Raw genomic sequence first — 18,240 nt, 5'->3', positions numbered from 1 at the left:
AGCGCGGAGTCCCCCACCGCCCAGCGTCCGCCGAGGAGTTCCAGCGGCCCGTACAGCTTTCGTTCGTCCCCCATGCGACCAGTCGATCACAGCGGCCGCCGGCCCGGAACCCCGGGAGGCCGGACTGACGGGCAGTCAGGGGGCTTCGAGGCGGAAGCCGACGCCGCGGACGGTGCGGAGGTAGCGCGGCGCGGTGGGGGTCTCGCCGAGTTTGCGGCGCAGCCAGGAGAGGTGGACGTCGATGGTCTGGGCGCTGCCGTAGCTGTGCTGCCAGACCTCGGCGAGGATCTGCTTGCGGGTGATCACGGTGCCGGGGCGGGCGGCGAGGTAGGCGAGCAGGTCGAACTCGCGGCGGGTGAGTTCGAGCGGGCGGGCGTCGAGAGCGGCCTCGCGGCGGCGGGTGTCGACGGTGAGCCCGCCGACCCGCAGCAGGTGGGAGACGGGCGGGGCGGCGGCGGCGAAGCGGCGGAGCACGGCGGCGATCCGGGCGCTCAGGTGGTCGCCGGAGAACGGCTTCACCAGGTAGTCGTCGGCGCCGTCGTTGAGCAGCCGGACGATCTCCTTCTCGTCGTCGCGGGCGGTGGAGATGATCACCGGGACGTCGGTGACGCTGCGGATCATCTTGAGCGCGTCGCCGCCGTCCAGGTCGGGCAGTCCGAGGTCGAGCACGACGAGGTCGCAGCCGGCCTGCGACACCTCGCGGAGCGCGCCGAGCGCGGTGCCGACGCTGCGGACCGGGTGGCCGGCGGCGGTGAGGTGGCGGATCAGGACGGTGCGGACGATCGGGTCGTCCTCGACGACGAGGACGGTCGGCGCCGTTCCGCCGGCCCCGTGGACGGGGGCGGGCGCGTGGTGGGCGGTTTGCTGAGGAGTCATGAAGTGACCTGGACTGCGTTCTCGTTGAGGGTTTCGGGATCGAAGTCGGGTGCGGAAAGCGGCGGGGTCGGCGGGAACTCCGCCGCGCGCCGCGCGATCCACGGCCATCGGATCATAGGACGTCAATCAGTCGATGGGGAACCTCGGTGGCGAAAATTGATCATTTGATCGCCGGTCCACCGCGAGCAGCGGCTTTCGAAGGAAAGTATTCGGTCGCTTCCGCCCGGTGGCGCGACAATCGTCCACGGTGACGGGATGTCACCCCGTCGAGCGGTGGGGGTTCCGCACCGGCCACCGAATTCCACCCGAATTCCCGGATGCTTTCCGCCGAACGGCCCGTCACTGTTCGTAGGTGTCGACCAGTGGGGGGTGGCCGTTCCAGGTGACGAAGACCGAGGAGGTGCGGCCGTCCTTGGTGAAGTCGACGCGGAACCAGGTGTCGGAGCGCCAGACCTTCACCGCCCAGCCGGGGGCGGGGCTGGTGGAGAGCAGCGTCGCGGAGTCGGTCCCGAGGGAGACGGAGACCTGGCCGCCCTGCACGGTGTAGGACCGGCCGGGGCCGGTGGCGGCGGGCGGGACCGAGCTCGGGACCGTCGGGGTCGCGGAGGGCGAGGGCGACGAGGACGGCGAGGACGTCGCGGTCCGGCCGGGCGAGGCGGTGGGCCGGCCGGCGGTCGCCGCGGGCGACAGGGTGGTGGCGGGGATCAGGGCCGGGGTGCCGGGCCGGGTGTTCGCCGGGGCGGGGAGGAACACCGTGTCGGGCGGGCCGAACACGGCTTCGCGCAGGACCAGGTTGACGCCGGCCCAGGATATGGCCGCTGCCGCGGCGGTCGCGGCGACCCACGCCGCCGTCATGGTCCCCATTCGCATGGGCGCCATCCTGCCCCACCCCGCCCGGAGTTCCGGCACCGCGTCCCGCCCGGCCGCCCGCGGTTCCGGCACTCGGGCACCGCGTTCGGCAAAGCCGCCGAATGGTTACCATTCCGGGCGGTGGCGCATTCGTCACCGGAACCCGCCGCTCCTGCCGCGGGCCCTTTCTTCCGGTTGCGGGGTGGGAAGCATGGCGTGGTCGCTGCCGGAAGGAACGGACGGCCGGCTCCGGTGAGGGGCGGAATGGCGCGGTTCGCCGTCGCGGTGGCCGCGATGGTCGCGCTGGCGTTCCTGATTCCGCTGGCCCTGACGGTGCGTGAGTTCGCCCGGGAGCGGGCGTTCACGCAGGCCGAGCAGCAGGCGGCGGCGATCGAGCCGGTGCTGGTGGTGACGACCGATCAGGAGCAGTTGCAGCGGGCCCTGGCCAGCATCCCGGCGGGCCAGGCGGGGCGGATCGCCGTCCACCTGCCGTCCGGGGTGGTGGTCGGGGCGGCGCACTCGGGCCCGGAGCAGTTGGACGCGGCGGTCCGGCAGGGCCGGGTGTACACGGTGCGGGTGCCGGGCGGGTACGCGGTGCTGCGACCGGTCGCGGTGGACCGGCGAACTGCTGGCCAGAACGCCGTGGGACAGGGTGCCGCGGGACAGAGTGCTGCCGAGCAGGGCGCCGCTGAGCACGGCGCGGTGGCGCTGGTCGAGGTGTACCTGCTGGACGCGGACCTCACCCGGGGCCTGTGGAGCACCTGGTGGGTGCTGGGCGGGGTGGCGCTCAGCCTGGTGGTGATCTCCAGCCTGGTCGCGGACCGGCTGGCCGCCCGCCTGGTGGGCGCCACCCGCGACCTGGCGGCGGTGGCGCGCACCCTCGGCTCGGGCGACCTGGACGTCACGGCCGACACCGCCGGGCCGTACGAACTGCGGGAGGTGGGGCTGGCGTTCAACGCGATGGCCCGGCGGATGCGTCAGATGATCACTGCGGAGCGGGAGTTCGCCGCCGACCTGTCGCACCGGCTGCGCACCCCGCTGACGGCGCTGCGGTTCAACGCGGCGGCCATGGACGACGGCCCTCTCGCCGAGCAGACCCGCGAGGTGGTGGGCTGGCTGGAGCGCGAGGTCGACTTCGTGATCACCGGCGCGCGGGCCGGCAGCGGACAGCGCGAACCGGCGCGGTGCGACGCGGCCGAGGTGCTGGCGGAGCGGATGGCGTTCTGGTCGGCGCTGGCCGAGGACCAGGGCCGGCCCTGGGAGTCGGCGGCGGATCCGGGCCCGGCCGTGGTGCCGGTGGCCCGGGCCGACCTGGCGGCGGCGATGGACGCGGCGCTCGGCAACGTGTTCCGCCACACCCGGGCGGGCACCGCCTTCACGGTGGCGCTGCGGGTCGGCGAGCAGGTGGTGGTCACGGTCGGCGACGCGGGGCCCGGCATCGCCGATCCGCAGGCCGCGCTGCGGCGCGGGGTCGGCAGCGAGCAGGACGGGTCCACCGGACTGGGCCTGGACATCGTGCGCCGGCTGGCCGAGGACGCGGGCGGCGGCGTGCGGCTCGGACGGTCCCGACTGGGCGGCGCGGAGCTGGAGTTGACGCTGCCGGCCGGTCCGGAGCCGGAGCCGTTCGGGCTGCCCGCCGAGGGCCGGCGGCGGGCGGCGGGGCGACGGCCGCGGCGCTGGTGCGGCCTTCGCGGGCCGGGTCGCGCGGGCGCGGCGGGAGCGTCCGGCGGCAGGCGCCGGGGCCGCCGGGCGGGGGCATTGGAGTTTCTTGAAGAAAACCGGGAATCGCCTTGAAACCGCCGAGGCCGGACCGTTGTCCGGCGGCTTTCCGGCCTCCGCGGGCCGTGGGAGTGTCGTGGCGTGAAGATCGGAACCAAGAACCTCGACCGGATTTCCGCCCCGCTCGCCGTCGCGGCGTGCACCGGAATTCTCCTCACCGGCAGCACCGCGCACGCGGCCGATCCGGCCTCCGGGAGCGGCCGTTCGGCGTCCTGCCCGACACCGGGTCAATTCCCGCCGATCGGCCACGACCCGAAATTCACCGACGGCAATGTGGCGCTTTTCGCGGGCGGCTCCTACAGCGTGGACGGCGGCGGCGCCGAGGCCGAGGGTCTGCTGGTGGTCGGCGGGGACGCGAGCTTCGCGAAGAACCCGGGCGGTGTCTTCAACGTCGGCCGGGCCGGTGCGGGCTCCGGAATCCTGCCGGCGGGCGGCGAGTTGATGCTCGCGGTCGGCGGCCGGATATCCGTCGCCAAGGGCACCACCGTCGACGTCGGCGCCGGGCTGTTCACCGGCCCCGGCTACGGCGGCACCGTGCAGGCCGGCGGCGCCGTCGACGGCCAGGGCGCGGTGAACACCAACGGCGGCGACCTGCGCCCCGGGCTGGGCGCCGACCGGGCGCTCGCCCCGTACACCGGCTTCGCCGCCACCGTGCGCGAACAGTCCTCGCAGCTGGGCGCGTTGCCGCCCACCGGCACCGCGAAGGCCTCCGGCGGATCGGTGACCTTCCGCAGCACCGGACCGTCCCGGGGCAAGCTGCAGGTGTTCGAGATCGCCGGCGCGGACCTCGACGGGGCGTCCACCTTCGTCTTCGAGAACATCCCGGCGGACGCCTCGGTGCTGGTCAACGTGACCGGCCCGCACCCGGTTTCGGTCTCCCCGATGGCGGTCGGCTACAACGGCGAACGCGTCGACGTGTACAGCTCGGCGCACTTCGGCGAGGCCGCCGCGAAGGTGCTGTACAACCTGCGGGAGACCCCGCAGCTCACCCTCGGCGGCGGCGGCAACTTCATCGGCTCGCTGCTCGCGCCGAAGGCCTCCGCCGACCTCACCGCCAGCACCAACGGCCGCCTGTACGTGGGCGGTGACGTGAAGATGCACGGTTCGGGCAACGAGACGCACAACTACCCGTGGACGGGCACCCCCGTGTTCGACTGCACGCCCGCCCCCGCGCCGCCGCCGTCCGCGCCCGCGAGCCCCGCGCCGACGCCGTCCGGCAGCGCCCCCGCCACGCCCACCGCCCCTCCACCGGCCGGCCCTCGCCGAGCCGCCCCGCGCCGTCCACCGCCGCCCCGGCAAGCCGCCGGCCGCAAGCCCGTCCGCCACCCCCGAACAGCCGCACGCCCCGGGCACCTCGCTGGCCTTCACCGGCTCCACCGGCACCTTCGCGCTGGCCGGAACCGCCGTGGTGGTCCTGGCCGTCGGCGCGGGGATCGTGGTGGTCACCCGGCGCCGCCGAGGCTGAGACCTCTCGTCCGGACCTGGGCGGCGTGCGGCCCCCGGCCACCGGGCCAGCGGCCCGGCGGCGCGCCCGACCGGGTCCGGACGAGAGCCGGTCCGCCTCCTCGCGTACGGGCGGACCGGCGGCGGGACGGCCCATGCTCCCGGGCCGTCCCGCTGTTGCCCGATCCCCGTTGCCCGCTGCCCATTGCCCGCTGCCTGTTCCCCTCCCCCGACTCGACCCGTTCCCTCCCCCGACTCGGACCGGAGCGTCATGCCGTCCCCTCCCTGCACCTGCGACGTCCTGCGGCCCGCGCACCCCGTGGACTGCGCCGCGCCGCCGCCCCGGTTCGAGCCGACCTCGATGGTCCGGCCGTACGTGCCGCCCGCCCGCCCGGCGGACACCCCGACGCCGCCGCCGCAGTTCCACCTGCCCGCGCTCTTCCACCAACCACCGGCCGCGCTGGGCGAGTTCACGCTCGCACCGGCCCCGCCGGGCGGCGGCCGGGAGCCCACCGGCGGCGCCCGTGGACGCTGCGCCGGACCGCCGTGGCGCTCGCCTCCTCCGGCGTCCTCGCGGTGTGCGGCTGCGGCCTCGGCGCGGCGCTGCTCGCCCCGGCGCACACCGACCGCGCCGTGCCCGCGCCGCTGGCGGTCACCTTCGCCACCGAGCCGCCCGCCGCGCCGAGTTCGCCCGCGCCGAGCTCCCCCGCGCCGGGCACCACCGCCCGGCCGTCGGACCCGCCGAGCAGTGCCGCACCGCACCGCACGCCGCCCCGGAGCACCACCGCCCCGGCGCCCACCACCGCGCCCCCGCCACCGGCGGCCGTGCCCGTCACCACCCCGCCGACCCCCGCCGCGACCCGCCCGGCGACACCCGGCAGCAGCCCGTCCGCACCGGTCCTGCGGTTCGGCGACAGCGGCCCGCAGGTGCGCCGCCTCCAGCTGCGGCTGCTCGAACTCGCCTGCTACCCGCCGCCGTTCCCCCGGGTCTCCGGCACCTTCGACGACTGGACGCAGGCCGTGCTGACCTCCTTCCAGCGCAGGGCCGGGATCCGCGGCGAGGACGGCGTGTTCGGGCCCGCCACCCGGGCCGCGGTGGACGCCGCCGCGCCGCACTGCTGACCAGCCCTCTTCTTCCGACGACCGCCCACCCCGACGGGACGGACACCGTGAACGCCCCCCTGCCCCGCGAAGGCCTCGCCACTGTCCTCGACGCCCTGCCCGACCCGGCCCTGGTGATCAACTCCAACGGCACCGTACTGACCGTCAACTCGGCGGCCCGGCAGGCCTTTCGGGGCCCCGGCAGCAGGCTGACCGGCCTCGGCGTCCTCGACCTGCTGCCCGGCCTCGACCTGCACCCCGGCCCCGGCCCCACAGCGGCCGCCGTGCTGACCGCCCACCGCATCGGCGGCGGCACGTTCCCCGTCGAGGTCCGCACCGGCCCGCTCGACGAGGCGCTGGCCGCGCTGCTCCCGTCGACCGGACTGCTCCCCGCGACCGGCCCGGTGCTGGTGCTGGCCCGCGACCTGACGGGCGTCCACCAGGCCCTGGTTGACGCCGAGTTGCGCCGCGCCGAGACCGAGGCCGTGCTTCGCACCAGCTCCGAGGGCGTCCTCGGCATCGACCCCGCCGGGCGCTGCGTGCTCGCCAACCCGGCCGCGCTGCGCCTGCTCCGCTACCGGGCCGACGAGCTCGCCGGCCACCCCGTGCACCCGCTGCTGCCGCCGCCCGCCGCCGGCGCCGACCCGGCCCGGCCCGCACTGCTCGCCGCGCTCGCCACCGGCCGCCCCCAGCAGGGCTCCGCGGTGCTGCGCCGCCAGGACGGCCGGCTGCTGACCGTCGCCCTGCGGGCCGCTCCGGTGCGGGCCGGCGGGCGGGTGGTCGGCGCGGTGATGTCCTTCACCGACCGCAGCCGCGAACTCGCCCTGGCCGCCGACCACGCCTACCTGACGGCCGTGCTCCGCAACAGCCTCGGCCCGTCCACCGCCGCGCTCACCGAGCGCCTGTCCCGGCTCGCCGAGGACCCCGCCACCCGGCTGTGGCCGGAGGCCGCCGAGGAGCTGCGCCGCCTCGCCGAGGAGAGCGCCCGCACCCAGGCCCTGATCGGCCAGGCGCTCGGCCGCCGCCCGCCCGCCGTCGCCACCGGCGACCCGCTGCACCCCGAACCGGTCGCGCTGCGCCAGGTGTTGCGGCGGGCCGTGGACCGGGCGAGCGCCCTGGCCGGGCTCGGCCGGGTCCGCTTCTCGGTGCACGCCGCCGCCGTCGAGGTCACGGCCGACCCGCACCTGCTCGCCGAGGCCCTCGCCCACCTGGCCGCCGACGCGGGCGGGCCCGTCCCGACGGACGGTCGACTCCCGCCCACGGTACGGCTGGCGGGTGGCACGGACGCGGGCGGCGACGGCGTCCGGATCGAGATCACCGGCCCCGGCGACGGCGGCAGCGCCACCCATCTGCCGCTGGCCCGCGCGATGGTCGCCGTGCACGGCGGAGTCCTGCAGCCGCACCGCCCGACCGGCCGGGCCGGGATCACCTACGTCGTGGACCTGCCGCTGACGCCCGCCGCCGAGCCGTCCGGCCCGTCGGACTCGTCCGGCCCGTCGGACTCTTCGGGTTCGCGGCGGCGGCACGCCCGGCCGGTGGCCGCGCTCGGGCCGGATCCGCGGCTGCTGCCGAGCGTGCCGCTCGGACGTCACCGGGCACTCCGCTCGGCCTGACGCTCCGCCATTTTCACCCCCCCTCGAAGGGAATTGAGATGCCTCGCTTCCGCCGGATCCTCGCCGTGGCCTGCGCGGCGCTGGCCGTCACCGCCGGCCCGGCCGCCGCGCCCGCCCTCGCGCACGGTTCGATGCAGAACCCGCTCAGCCGGGTGGAGGGCTGCTACCTGGAGGGCGCCGAGAACCCCCGGTCGGCCGCCTGCCGGGCCGCGGTCGCCACCGGCGGCACCGCCGCGCTGTACGACTGGATGAGCCTGCGGATCGGCGAAGCGGCCGGACGCCACCGGCAGTTGATCCCGGACGGCAAGCTGTGCAGCGCGGGCAACGAGATGTACAAGGGCCTCGACCTGCCGCGGGCGGACTGGCCCGCCACCAGCCTGAAGTCCGGCGCGAGCTTCACCTTCGACTTCCGGGCCACCGCGCCCCACAAGGGCACCTTCCAGCTGTACCTGACCAACTCCAGCTACTCCCCGACCCGGCCGCTCGCCTGGTCGAACCTCGATCCGCAGCCGTTCCTCACCGCCACCGACCCCCAACTCGTCAACGGCTCCTACCTGTTGACGGGAAAGATCCCGGCCGGCCGGACCGGACGCCAGCTGATCTACCTGATCTGGCAGCGCTCCGACAGCCCGGAGGCGTTCTACTCCTGCTCCGACGTCGTCTTCGACGGAACCGGCACCGTCACCGCCCCGACCACCGCCCCGGCCGCGGCCGGCCACAGCCACAGCCCCTCGCCCGGCCCGTCGCCCTCGCCGTCCCGCTCCGCCGGCGCTGCCCCGACCCCGGTGACGCCGGTCACCTCCGCCGCACCGGTCGTCCCGTCCGCCCCTGACACGCCCGACAGCCGGCCGCTCACCCAGCCGGTCGCCCACTCCGACACCGGCTCCGCCCGCTCCCGCGACCTGCTGCTCGCCATCGGCGCCGCGTTCACGCTGGCGGCCGTCGTGCTGGTCGTCCGCCACCGCCTGCTCGCGCGCCGCGGCCGGCACCGCTAGTCGCTCAGACGATCAGGAGTTCGCCGCAGGATTCGCCGAGGGCGGTGCGGGCGTCCGGGGGGAGGTCGTGGTCGGTGATGAAGCAGTCGATGTCGGTGAGGGCGGCGAAGCTGCTGAGGCCGACGATGCCCCACTTGGTGTGATCGGCGACGACGACGGTGCGGTGGGCGGAGGCGATCAGGGCGCGGTTGGTCTGGGCCTCGGCGAGGTTGGGGGTGGTGAGGCCGGCGTGTTCGCTGACGCCGTGGGCGCCGATGATCAGCAGGTCGACGTGCAGCGAGCGGACGGCCTGGTCGGCGAGCGGGCCGACGAGTGCGGCGGAGCGGGTCGGCGCGCCGCCGGTGAGCAGCAGCGCGGGCGCGTCCTCGCCGCGGTCGCCGGTGTGGGTGCGCAGCAGTTCGGCGACCGGCAGGGAGTTGGTGACCACGGTCAGGCCGGGGACGTCGAGGAGGCGGGCGGCGACCGCGTAGGTGGTGGTGCCGGCCGAGATCGCGACCACGCTGCCGGGCTGGACCTGGGCGGCGGCGGCCTCGGCGAGGGCGGCCTTGGTGTCGGTCTCCAGGCCGGACTTGGCTTCGAAGGCGGGCTCGTCGGCGGTGGCGGTGCGGGCGACCGCGCCGCCGTAGACCTTGCGGACGGCGCCGGTGCGGGCGAGGGCGTCCAGGTCGCGGCGGACGGTCATGTCGGACACGCCGAGCCGGTCGACGAGCTCGGCGACCTTGACGGCCCCGTGCCGGCGGACCTCGTCGAGGATCAGCGCCCGTCGCTGGGCGGCGAGCAGTACGCCGTCGGTCACTCGGTCCTCCGCCGGGGTGTTGGGGAGCCGCCAGCATAGTCGACGGGCACAACGCTGTTCGGCTCTGGTGCTGTGTGTTTGAATGTGTTGAGTATCCCCATATCGTGATCGCTGGAGTGCCCGATGACCACCGACGCCGCCGACGCCTTCGCCGCCGCCTACGGCGACTCCCCCGACGGCGTGTGGGCCGCGCCCGGCCGGATCAACGTGATCGGCGAACACACCGACTACAACGAGGGCTTCGTCCTGCCGGCGGCCCTCCCGCAGACCACCCGGGTCGCGGCCCGGCGCCGCACCGACGGCCGGATCCGGCTGACCAGCGTGCAGGGCGACTGCAGGGTCGCCGAACTGCTCCTCGCCGAGCTCGCGCCGGGCGCCGTGCCGGGCTGGGCGGCGTACCCGGCGGGCGTGTTCTGGGCGCTGGCGCAGGCCGGCCACCCGGTGGGCGGCGCGGACCTCGCGTTCTCTTCGGACGTGCCGACCGGCGCGGGCCTCTCCTCCTCGGCGGCGCTGGAGTGCGCCACTGCGATCGCCCTGGACGAGCTGTTCGCCCTCGGCCTGGACGCCCCGGCCCGGGCGCTGCTCGCCCAGCGCGCCGAGAACGACTTCGTCGGCGTGCCGTGCGGCGCGCTGGACCAGATGGCGTCCAGCTGCTGCGTCGCCGGCCACGCGTTCTTCCTGGACACCCGGACGCTGACCGGCCGTCAGGTCCCGCTCGACCTGCCCGCCGTGGGCCTGTCGCTGCTGGTGATCGACACCCGGGTCAAGCACGACCTGGGCGACGGCGCGTACGCGGCGCTGCGGGCCGGCTGCGAGCGGGCGGCGGAGCTGCTGGGGGTGCGGGCGCTGCGCGACGTCGGCATCGGGGAGCTGGCGGCGGCCGAGCAGCAGCTGCCCGCCGAGCTGCGGCCGCTGCTGCGGCACGTGGTGACGGAGGATCAGCGGGTGCTGGACGCCATCCGGCTGCTGGACGCGGGCGAGCCGCGCGGGCTCGGCCCGGTGCTGACCGCCGGGCACGCCTCGCTCCGCGACGACTACCGGGTGTCCTGTCCGGAGACCGACCTTGCGGTGTCCGCCGCGAACGCGGCCGGCGCGCTGGGCGCCCGGATGATGGGCGGCGGCTTCGGCGGCTCGGTGCTGGCCCTGGTCGACACGGACCGGCTGGAGGCCGTGGAGCGGGCGGTGCGCGCCGCGTTCGCCGGGGCCGGGTTCACCGACCCGTTCGTGTTCCCGGCCGTGCCGTCGCAGGGCGCGCACCGGATCGCCTGAGCGGGCGGCGGCACGACGAAGCCCCGCCCGGGAACTTCCCTTCCCCGGGCGGGGCTTCGCGCCGGTCGCGGCCGGCGGTTACAGCTCGCGCAGGGTGCGGGCCGCGGTCTCGGGGCGGATGTCGTTCATGAACGCGCCCATGCCGGACTCGGTGCCGGCCAGGTACTTGAGCTTGCCGGCGGTCCGCCGGATGGTGAACAGCTCCAGGTGCAGGGCGAGTTCGGTCTCGGCGGGGCGCGGCGTCTGGTGCCAGGCGGCGATGTACGGGGCCGGCTCGGGGAACAGCCGGTCGAAGCGGCGCAGCAGGTCCAGGTAGATCCGGGGGAACTCGGCGCGGGCCGGCTCGTCGAGTTCGGTGAGGTCGGCGACCCGGCGGTGGGGGTACAGGTGGACCTCGTACGGCCAGCGGGCGGCGAACGGGACGAACGCCGTCCAGTGCTCGCCGGCCAGCACGACCCGGGAGTCCTCCCGGCCGGCGGTGGCGCGTTCGGCGGCGAGCACGTCGTCGTACAGGTTGCGGCCGGTGGCGCGCAGGTGTTCCGCGGCCCGGGCGAGGGCCTGCGCGGTGCGCGGGGTGGTGAACGGGAAGGCGTAGATCTGGCCGTGCGGGTGGCCGAGGGTGACGCCGATGTCGGCGCCGCGGTTCTCGAAGCAGTACACCTGCCGGACGTCGGGGCGGGTGTGCAGTTCGGCGGTGCGGTCGGTCCAGGCGTCGAGGACCAGGCGGGCCTGCTGCTCGCTCAGGTCGACGAAGGAGGCGCCGTGGTCGGAGGTGAAGCAGACCACCTCGCAGCGGCCGGTGCCGGGGGTGAGCGCGTACGGGCCGTCCGACCAGGGGGCGACGTGGTCGGCGGAGGAGCCGGCCAGCGACGGGAAGCGGTTCTCGAAGACCGCCACCCGGTAGTCCGCGGCGGGCACTTCGCTGAGCCGCCCGTCCCGGGACGGGCACAGCGGGCACTCGTCGGCCGGCGGGTGGTAGGTGCGGCCCTGGCGGTGCGCGGCGATGGTGACGGCGTCCCCGGTGAACGGGTCGATCCGGATCTCGGAGACGCTCGCGGCCGGCTCCAGCGGGCGCGCGTCGACGGCGTCGCGCACCGTGGGCTCGGTGTCGTAGTAGATCAGCTCCCGGCCGTCGGCCAGCTTGGTCACCGTCTTGTGCACGGCGGCGCTCCCTCGAGATTCGACCATCACATCGAACATTTTCAAACATGAAGCACCGCAATGCAACACACCGGGCGCGCCGGGTCGTGCCCGGTCGGCGTGGCAGCAGGGCGGCCCGGGACGGGAACGCGAACGCCCCGGGGCGGATGATCCGTCCCGGGGCGTGGGCGTTCGGTGCCGGCGCGGCGGTTACTTCTTCTTCGGCGCCGGCTTGTCCTTGAGGCGCTGGGCCTCCTTGCGGACCTCGGCCTGGATGGTGCGCTCGCGCTGGAGCCAGTCCGGGTTCTCCTCGCGGAGGGCGTCGATCTGCTCGCTGGTGAGGGCCTCGGAGACGCCGGCCCGGTTCAGGCCGGTGACGGAGATGCCGAGGCGGGCGGCGACCACCTGGCGCGGGTGCGGGCCGTTGCGGCGCAGGTCGGCGAGCCACTGCGGCGGGGTGGCCTGCATGGCGTTGAGCTCGTCGCGGGTGACGACGCCCGCCTGGAACTCGGCGGGGGTCGCCGCCAGGTAGATCCCCAGCTTCTTGGCCGCGGTCGCGGGCTTCATGGTCTGGGTGCTCTTGGGCTTGGGCGTAGTCATGGGTCCAAGGGTATAGGGAGTGCGCACCTGCCCAGGTCACGGTGGGTAGCCTGGACGGTGTGACCGAGATCGAGCAGCCCTCCGCTTCCTTCCGCCTGGTGTACGTGCCGGGCGTGACCCCGACCAAGTGGCTGCGGGTGTGGGGTGAGCGGCTGCCGGACGTTCCGCTGGAGCTGCTGCAGGCCACGCCCGCGGACGGGCACGGCCTGCTGCTGTCCGGCGGCGCGGACGCGGGCCTGGTGCGGCTGCCGGTGGACCGGACGGTGCTGAGCGCGATCCCGCTGTACACCGAGGCCACCGTGGTGGTGTTCCCGAAGGACCACTGGCTGGCGGCCGCCGAGGAGGTCGCCGTCGCGGACCTCGACGAGGAGATCGTCTTCCACCCGCAGGACGACACCCTGGACTGGCCGGAGCTCCCCGGCCGGCCGGCGTTCGAGCGGCCGGCCACCACCGCCGACGCGATCGAGCTGGTGGCGGCGAACGTCGGTGTGCTGGCCGTCCCGCAGTCGCTGGCCCGGCTGCACCACCGCCGCGATCTGACCTACCGCCCGCTGACCGGGGACGTCCCGCAGTCGCAGGTGGCGCTGGCCTGGCCGGAGGAGGCGACCACCGACCTGGTCGAGGAGTTCATCGGCATCGTGCGCGGCCGCACCGCGAACAGTTCGCGCGGCCGGGCCGCGGCCGAGCCGGCGAAGAAGCAGCCCGCCGCGAAGAAGGCCGCCGCCCGGTCCGCCAAGTCCCCGGCGCAGCCGGGCGGCCGGCAGCAGAAGCCGCGCGGCGCGGCGGGCCGCCAGGGGCAGGCGCCGGGCAAGGGTCAGGGCAAGGGCGCGGCCCAGGCGAAGCGGGGGCGCAAGCGGTAGCCCTCCGACGCACCGCCAGGTTCGGTTCGCGTTCCCGCAGTTGGCGCGGTGTGGCCCGCATGATGGTCGGCGGGCATCCTTGCCGTACCGACCGAGGAGAGAAGCGACCATGGTGCACGCACGGGCCGGGCAGCCGGCGCAGCCGCAGGACCTGATCGACGTCGCCCGCCTGGTGACGGCCTACTACACCTTGCACCCGGATCCGGCGGACGTCGGGCAGCGGGTGGCGTTCGGCACCTCGGGCCACCGGGGTTCGGCGTCGAAGGCGGCGTTCAACGAGGACCACATCGCGGCGACGGCGCAGGCGATCTGCGACTACCGGGCGGAACGGGGCACCACGGGGCCGCTGTTCCTCGGCATCGACACCCACGCGCTGTCCGAGCCGGCCCGGGCGACCACGCTGGAGGTGCTGGCGGCGAACGGGGTGACGGTGCTGCTGGACTCGGCGGACGGGTACACGCCGACGCCCGCGGTGTCGCGCGCGATCCTCGCGCACAACCGGAGCCTGCCGGCCGCGCTGGCGGACGGCATCGTGGTGACGCCCTCGCACAATCCGCCGGCCGACGGCGGGTTCAAGTACAACCCGCCGCACGGCGGCCCGGCCGACTCGAAGGCCACCGGCTGGATCGAGCGCCGCGCCAACGAGCTGCTGGAGGCGGGCCTGAAGGGGGTGCGCCGGATCCCGTACCCGCGGGCGCTGGCGGCGGGCACCACGGGCCGCTACGACTTCCTGGGCGCGTACGTGGACGACCTGCCGGCGGTGCTGGACCTGGACGCGGTGCGCTCGGCGGGGGTGCGGATCGGCGCCGACCCGCTCGGCGGGGCGTCCGTCGCGTACTGGGGCCGGATCGCCGAGACGCACCGGCTGGACCTGACGGTGGTCAACCCGCTGACCGATCCGACCTGGCGGTTCATGACGCTGGACTGGGACGGGAAGATCCGGATGGACTGCTCCTCGCCGTACGCGATGGCCTCGCTGATCGAGCGCCGGGAGGCGTTCACGCTGGCCACCGGCAACGACGCGGACGCGGACCGGCACGGCATCGTGACGCCCGACGGCGGCCTGATGAACCCGAACCACTACCTGGCGGTGGCGATCGACTACCTGTTCCGGACCAGGGAGGGCTGGCCGGCGGCGGCCGCGGTCGGCAAGACGCTGGTGTCCTCCTCGATGATCGACCGGGTGGCGGGCGCGCTCGGCCGGGAGCTGCTCGAAGTCCCGGTCGGCTTCAAGTGGTTCGTGGACGGGCTGCTGAACGGGACGGTCGGCTTCGGCGGCGAGGAGTCCGCGGGCGCGTCGTTCCTGCGGCGCGACGGCTCGCCGTGGACCACCGACAAGGACGGCATCCTGCTGGCCCTGCTGGCGTCCGAGATCACGGCCGCCACCGGCCGCACCCCGTCCGAGCACTACCGCGACCTGACGGCCCGGCACGGCGACCCCGTGTACGCGCGGGTCGACGCGCCCGCCGACCGGGAGCAGAAGGCGGCGCTGGCCGCGCTGGACGCGGACCGGGTCACGGCGGCGGAGCTGGCGGGCGAGCCGATCACGGCCGTGCTCACCCGCGCCCCGGGCAACGACGCGGCGATCGGCGGCCTCAAGGTCTGCACCGAGAACGCCTGGTTCGCGGCCCGGCCGTCCGGCACCGAGGACGTGTACAAGATCTACGCCGAGAGCTTCCGCGGCGCGGACCACCTGGCGCAGGTCCAGGAGGAGGCCCGCGCCCTGGTCGGCGAGGTGCTCGCCAAGGCCTGACCCGGCAGGCGCCAGCGGGGCCCGGCAGGGGGCCCGGCGGGCGGCCACTCTTTCGGATGGTGCGGGCGCGACACGCGCGGCCGCGTGGGGTGCGGCGGCTGACGGGACGTCAGCATGGCGGCCATGATCTCGCTACGCCGTACCACCACGGCCGCTCTCGTCGCCTGCGCGGCGCTGCTCGCGCCGATGGCCTCCGCCCAGGCCGGGCCCCAGCTGCCCGGCGGGCGTCCCTCGGAGGGGAGGGTGGCCGCGTACCTGGACGGGATCCGCCAGGACCCGGCCCGACTGCACGCCTTCATGCGGCAGTTGCCGAAGGGCGGCGACCTGCACAACCACCTGTCGGGCGCGGCGTCGACCGAGCTGCTGATCCAGCTGGCCGCCGAGGACGGCCTGTGCATCGACTCGGCGACGTACGTCTCGGCGAACGGCCCGTGCCAGGGCACCGCGCGCCCGGCGCAGGACGCGGTGACCGACCAGGCGTTCCGCACCCAGGTGGTGCGGGCCTGGTCGATGCAGGACTTCACCCCGGGCGCGGAGTCCGGTCACGACCACTTCTTCGCCACCTTCGGCAAGTTCGGCGAGGCCAGCTGGCGCCACCCGGGCCGGATGCTCGCCGAGGTCACCGACACCATGGCCGCGCAGCACCAGAGCTACCTGGAGACCATGCTGACACCGGCCTCCGGCGGGGCGGCGGCGCTCGCGGCGAAGACCGGCTTCGACCCGGACTTCGCGGCGCTGCGGCAGAAGCTGCTCGCGGACGGCCAGGTGCAGGCCCTGGTGGACCAGGCGCGCGGCGACCTGGACCGGGCCATGGCGGAGTACCAGGACACCGAGCAGTGCGGCACCGCCCGGGCCCGGGCGGGCTGCGCCGTCACGGTGCGGATCCAGTCACAGGCGTCCCGCGCGGCCGCCCCGGAGCGGGTCTTCACCCAACTGCTCCTCGGCATGGAACTCGCCTCCCAGGACGAGCGGTTCGTCGCGGTGAACCTGGTGCAGCCGGAGGACTACCAGTCCTCGCTGGACAACTACGACCTCCAGATGCGGATGCTGGACTACCTGCACCCGCTCTACCCGAAGGCCCACATCAGCCTGCACGCGGGCGAGTTGGCGCCGGGCCTGGCCAAGCCGGAGGACCTGCGCTTCCACATCCGCGAGGCGGTGCTGACCGGCCACGCCGAGCGGATCGGCCACGGCGTGGACGTCGCGCACGAGGACGACCCGGCCGGCCTGCTGCGCACCCTCGCCGAGCGCAAGGTGCTGGTGGAGGTGCCGCTCACCTCCAACGAGCAGATCCTCCAGGTCTCCGGCCAGGACCACCCGTTCGCGCTGTACCGGAAGAACGGGGTGCCGGCCGCGCTGTCCACCGACGACCCGGGCGTGGAGCGGATCGACATCACCCACGAGTACGTGCGGGCCACCCAGGCGTACGGGCTGACCTACCGGGACTTGAAGGACCTGGCGCGGACCTCGCTGGAGTACGGCTTCGTCGCCGGGCGCAGCCTGTGGCGGGACCGGAACGGCTTCGTGCCGGTGCCGGAGTGCCAGGGCCGCCCGCTGGGCACGACGCCGACGCCGCAGTGCGCGGCGCTGCTGCGGGCCAACCCGAAGGCGGACCTGGAGTGGCGGCTGGAGAACGCGCTCCGCGGCTTCGAGCAGACGGTGCTGGCGCAGCCGTAGCGGCCCGGGAGCTGACGGCCCGTCGGGGACGCTCCCGGCGGGCCGTCGCCGCGCGCGGGGCCCGGTCGGTGGCGGACGGTCGGCGGCGGACGGTCAGGCGCGGCCGCTGATCCGGTCGGCGAGGCCGGCCAGCGGCGAGGTGGCGGCGTGCTCGTGGCGGTCGGCGTGCCGGTAGGCGGCGTACAGGGCGTGCACGCCGAGCCAGCGCAGCGGTTCGGGTTCCCAGCGGCGGACGCGGTGGCCGACCCAGGGCAGTTCGGTGAGCTCGGTGCGTCCGCCCCGGCCGAGGTGGCGGAGGGTCAGGTCGCGCAGGGTGCGGCCGGCCAGGTTGGTGGTGGCGACGCCGCTGCCGACGTAGCCGCCGGCGAAGCCGAGTCCGGTGGCGGGGTCGAGGTCGACGGCGGCGCACCAGTCGCGGGGGACGCCGAGCACGCCGGACCAGGCGTGGTCGATCCGGGCGTCGGCGGCGGCGGGGAACATCTTCCGCAGGATCTCCCGGAGTTGGGCCATGGTGCCGTCGGGGGTGGCGCCGTCCTGGTCGATCCGGGAGCCGTAGCGGTACGGGCGTCCGCGACCGCCGAGGGCGATCCGGTCGTCGGCGGTGCGCTGGGCGTACATGTAGGCGTGCGCCTCGTCGCCGAGCACCTCGCGGCCGTCCCAGCCGATCGCCTCCCAGACCTCGGCGGGCAGCGGCTCGGTGGCGATCATCGAGGAGTTCATCGGCAGCCAGCTGCGCTTCTGCCCGGGGATCCCGGCGGTGAATCCCTCGGTGCAGCGGAGCACCGCGCGGGCGGTGACGGTGCCGTGCGCGGTGACGGCCCGGCCGGGGGCGATCTCGCGGACGGCCGTCGACTCGTGGATCCGGACGCCCAGCCGCTCGGCGGCGCGGGCGAGTCCGAGGACCAGCTTCGCGGGGTGCACGCGCGCCCCGTTCGGCGTCCAGGTGGCGCCCAACGCGCCTGGCACGTAGAGCCGTTCGGCGGTCTGTGCGGCGTTCAGCAGGTGTACCTCGTCGGCGCCGAAGGCCTGCTCGTGGGCGAACCGCTCCTTCAGCCGGGCGAGTTGGGCGGGGCTGGTGGCGATCTCCAGCACTCCGCCGCGGTGCGCGTCGCAGTCGATGCCCTCCGCGCCGGCGGCCCGCAGGGTCTCGGACACCGTGTCGTTCATGGCGAGTTGGAGCCGCCGCGCGGCGTCCTCGCCGTGCAGCCGGGCGTAGCGGCCGCGGCCGGCGATGCCGTTGTAGAGCCAGCCGCCGTTGCGCCCGGACGCCCCGTACCCGCAGAACTCGCGCTCCAGCAGCACCACGTCGAGCTCGGGGGCGGCCTGCTTCAGGTAGTAGGCCGCCCACAGGCCGGTGTAGCCGCCGCCGACCACGCAGACGTCGGCCCGGGTGTCGCCGGCCAGCGGCGGCCGGCGCTCGGGGAGTCCGGTCGCCGCGTACCAGAAGGAGACGCCGCCGTTGACGGTGGTCATGTGCCTGTCCTGCTTC

14 protein-coding genes are annotated in these 18,240 nt (G+C 75.3%); 8 read left to right on the top strand and 6 right to left on the bottom strand.

Annotated features, from left to right (window positions below; genetic code table 11):
• Nucleotides 1-135: 135 nt before the first annotated feature.
• The gene (locus KCH_RS29030) at nt 136-876 is read right to left on the bottom strand and encodes a response regulator transcription factor (RefSeq protein ID WP_084223987.1); all 741 of its coding nucleotides are present in this window, start codon (nt 874-876) and stop codon (nt 136-138) included.
• A gap of 339 nt (nt 877-1,215) precedes the next feature.
• Complete coding sequence (locus KCH_RS46270; protein ID WP_035867827.1) at nt 1,216-1,746, bottom strand: hypothetical protein; 531 nt, start codon at nt 1,744-1,746, stop codon at nt 1,216-1,218.
• Between the two features lie 243 nt (nt 1,747-1,989).
• Here KCH_RS46270 and KCH_RS29020 point away from each other — a divergent pair, with 243 nt between their 5' ends.
• The 4 genes from KCH_RS29020 to KCH_RS29005 all read left to right on the top strand — a co-directional run bounded on the left by KCH_RS29020 (nt 1,990) and on the right by KCH_RS29005 (nt 8,656).
• Complete coding sequence (locus KCH_RS29020) at nt 1,990-3,519, top strand: sensor histidine kinase (RefSeq protein WP_063750196.1); 1,530 nt, start codon at nt 1,990-1,992, stop codon at nt 3,517-3,519.
• A gap of 66 nt (nt 3,520-3,585) precedes the next feature.
• Nucleotides 3,586-6,069: a choice-of-anchor A family protein gene (locus tag KCH_RS37965; protein WP_051653563.1), complete on the top strand. Its 2,484-nt coding sequence runs from the start codon at nt 3,586-3,588 to the stop codon at nt 6,067-6,069.
• 47 nt (nt 6,070-6,116) lie between these two features.
• On the top strand, nt 6,117-7,661 hold the full coding sequence (locus KCH_RS29010) for a PAS domain-containing protein (protein WP_035867825.1): 1,545 nt from the start codon (nt 6,117-6,119) through the stop codon (nt 7,659-7,661).
• A gap of 38 nt (nt 7,662-7,699) precedes the next feature.
• A complete protein-coding gene (locus KCH_RS29005) occupies nt 7,700-8,656 on the top strand; it encodes a lytic polysaccharide monooxygenase auxiliary activity family 9 protein (protein ID WP_035867823.1) in 957 nt (318 codons plus the stop codon).
• Between the two features lie 4 nt (nt 8,657-8,660).
• On the opposite strand, the gene KCH_RS29000 is transcribed toward KCH_RS29005, so the two are convergent.
• The gene (locus KCH_RS29000; protein WP_035867821.1) at nt 8,661-9,452 is read right to left on the bottom strand and encodes a DeoR/GlpR family DNA-binding transcription regulator; all 792 of its coding nucleotides are present in this window, start codon (nt 9,450-9,452) and stop codon (nt 8,661-8,663) included.
• 123 nt (nt 9,453-9,575) lie between these two features.
• Between KCH_RS29000 and galK the strand changes: the two genes are divergently transcribed.
• Entirely contained in the window at nt 9,576-10,721 is a 1,146-nt protein-coding gene (gene galK / locus KCH_RS28995) for a galactokinase (protein WP_035867820.1), read from the top strand.
• Between the two features lie 78 nt (nt 10,722-10,799).
• On the opposite strand, the gene galT is transcribed toward galK, so the two are convergent.
• Together galT and KCH_RS28985 are read right to left on the bottom strand one after the other, a co-directional pair.
• The gene (galT, locus tag KCH_RS28990) at nt 10,800-11,882 is read right to left on the bottom strand and encodes a galactose-1-phosphate uridylyltransferase (RefSeq protein WP_035867819.1); all 1,083 of its coding nucleotides are present in this window, start codon (nt 11,880-11,882) and stop codon (nt 10,800-10,802) included.
• Between the two features lie 189 nt (nt 11,883-12,071).
• Nucleotides 12,072-12,461 (bottom strand): DUF5997 family protein, encoded by a 390-nt coding sequence (locus KCH_RS28985; protein WP_035867817.1) that lies wholly within the window; start codon nt 12,459-12,461, stop codon nt 12,072-12,074.
• A gap of 59 nt (nt 12,462-12,520) precedes the next feature.
• Here KCH_RS28985 and KCH_RS28980 point away from each other — a divergent pair, with 59 nt between their 5' ends.
• The 3 genes from KCH_RS28980 (at nt 12,521) to KCH_RS28970 (ending at nt 16,751) form a co-directional block, all read left to right on the top strand.
• A complete protein-coding gene (locus KCH_RS28980) occupies nt 12,521-13,321 on the top strand; it encodes a LysR family substrate-binding domain-containing protein (RefSeq protein ID WP_035867814.1) in 801 nt (266 codons plus the stop codon).
• A gap of 109 nt (nt 13,322-13,430) precedes the next feature.
• Nucleotides 13,431-15,074 carry a phosphoglucomutase (alpha-D-glucose-1,6-bisphosphate-dependent) gene (pgm, locus tag KCH_RS28975; protein ID WP_035867812.1) on the top strand — a complete coding sequence of 548 codons (1,644 nt, stop codon included), beginning with the start codon at nt 13,431-13,433 and terminating at the stop codon, nt 15,072-15,074.
• A 114-nt stretch (nt 15,075-15,188) separates the two neighbouring features.
• Complete coding sequence (locus KCH_RS28970; RefSeq protein ID WP_051653562.1) at nt 15,189-16,751, top strand: adenosine deaminase family protein; 1,563 nt, start codon at nt 15,189-15,191, stop codon at nt 16,749-16,751.
• Between the two features lie 93 nt (nt 16,752-16,844).
• On the opposite strand, the gene KCH_RS28965 is transcribed toward KCH_RS28970, so the two are convergent.
• Nucleotides 16,845-18,224, bottom strand: a complete 1,380-nt coding sequence (locus tag KCH_RS28965; RefSeq protein ID WP_035867810.1) for an NAD(P)/FAD-dependent oxidoreductase — start codon at nt 18,222-18,224, stop codon at nt 16,845-16,847.
• Between the last annotated feature and the right edge of the window lie 16 nt (nt 18,225-18,240).

The sequence above is a fragment of the Kitasatospora cheerisanensis KCTC 2395 genome, assembly GCF_000696185.1.
Classification (GTDB): Bacteria; Actinomycetota; Actinomycetes; order Streptomycetales; family Streptomycetaceae; genus Kitasatospora; species Kitasatospora cheerisanensis.
This window is presented reverse-complemented; position numbering and strand designations above follow the sequence as displayed.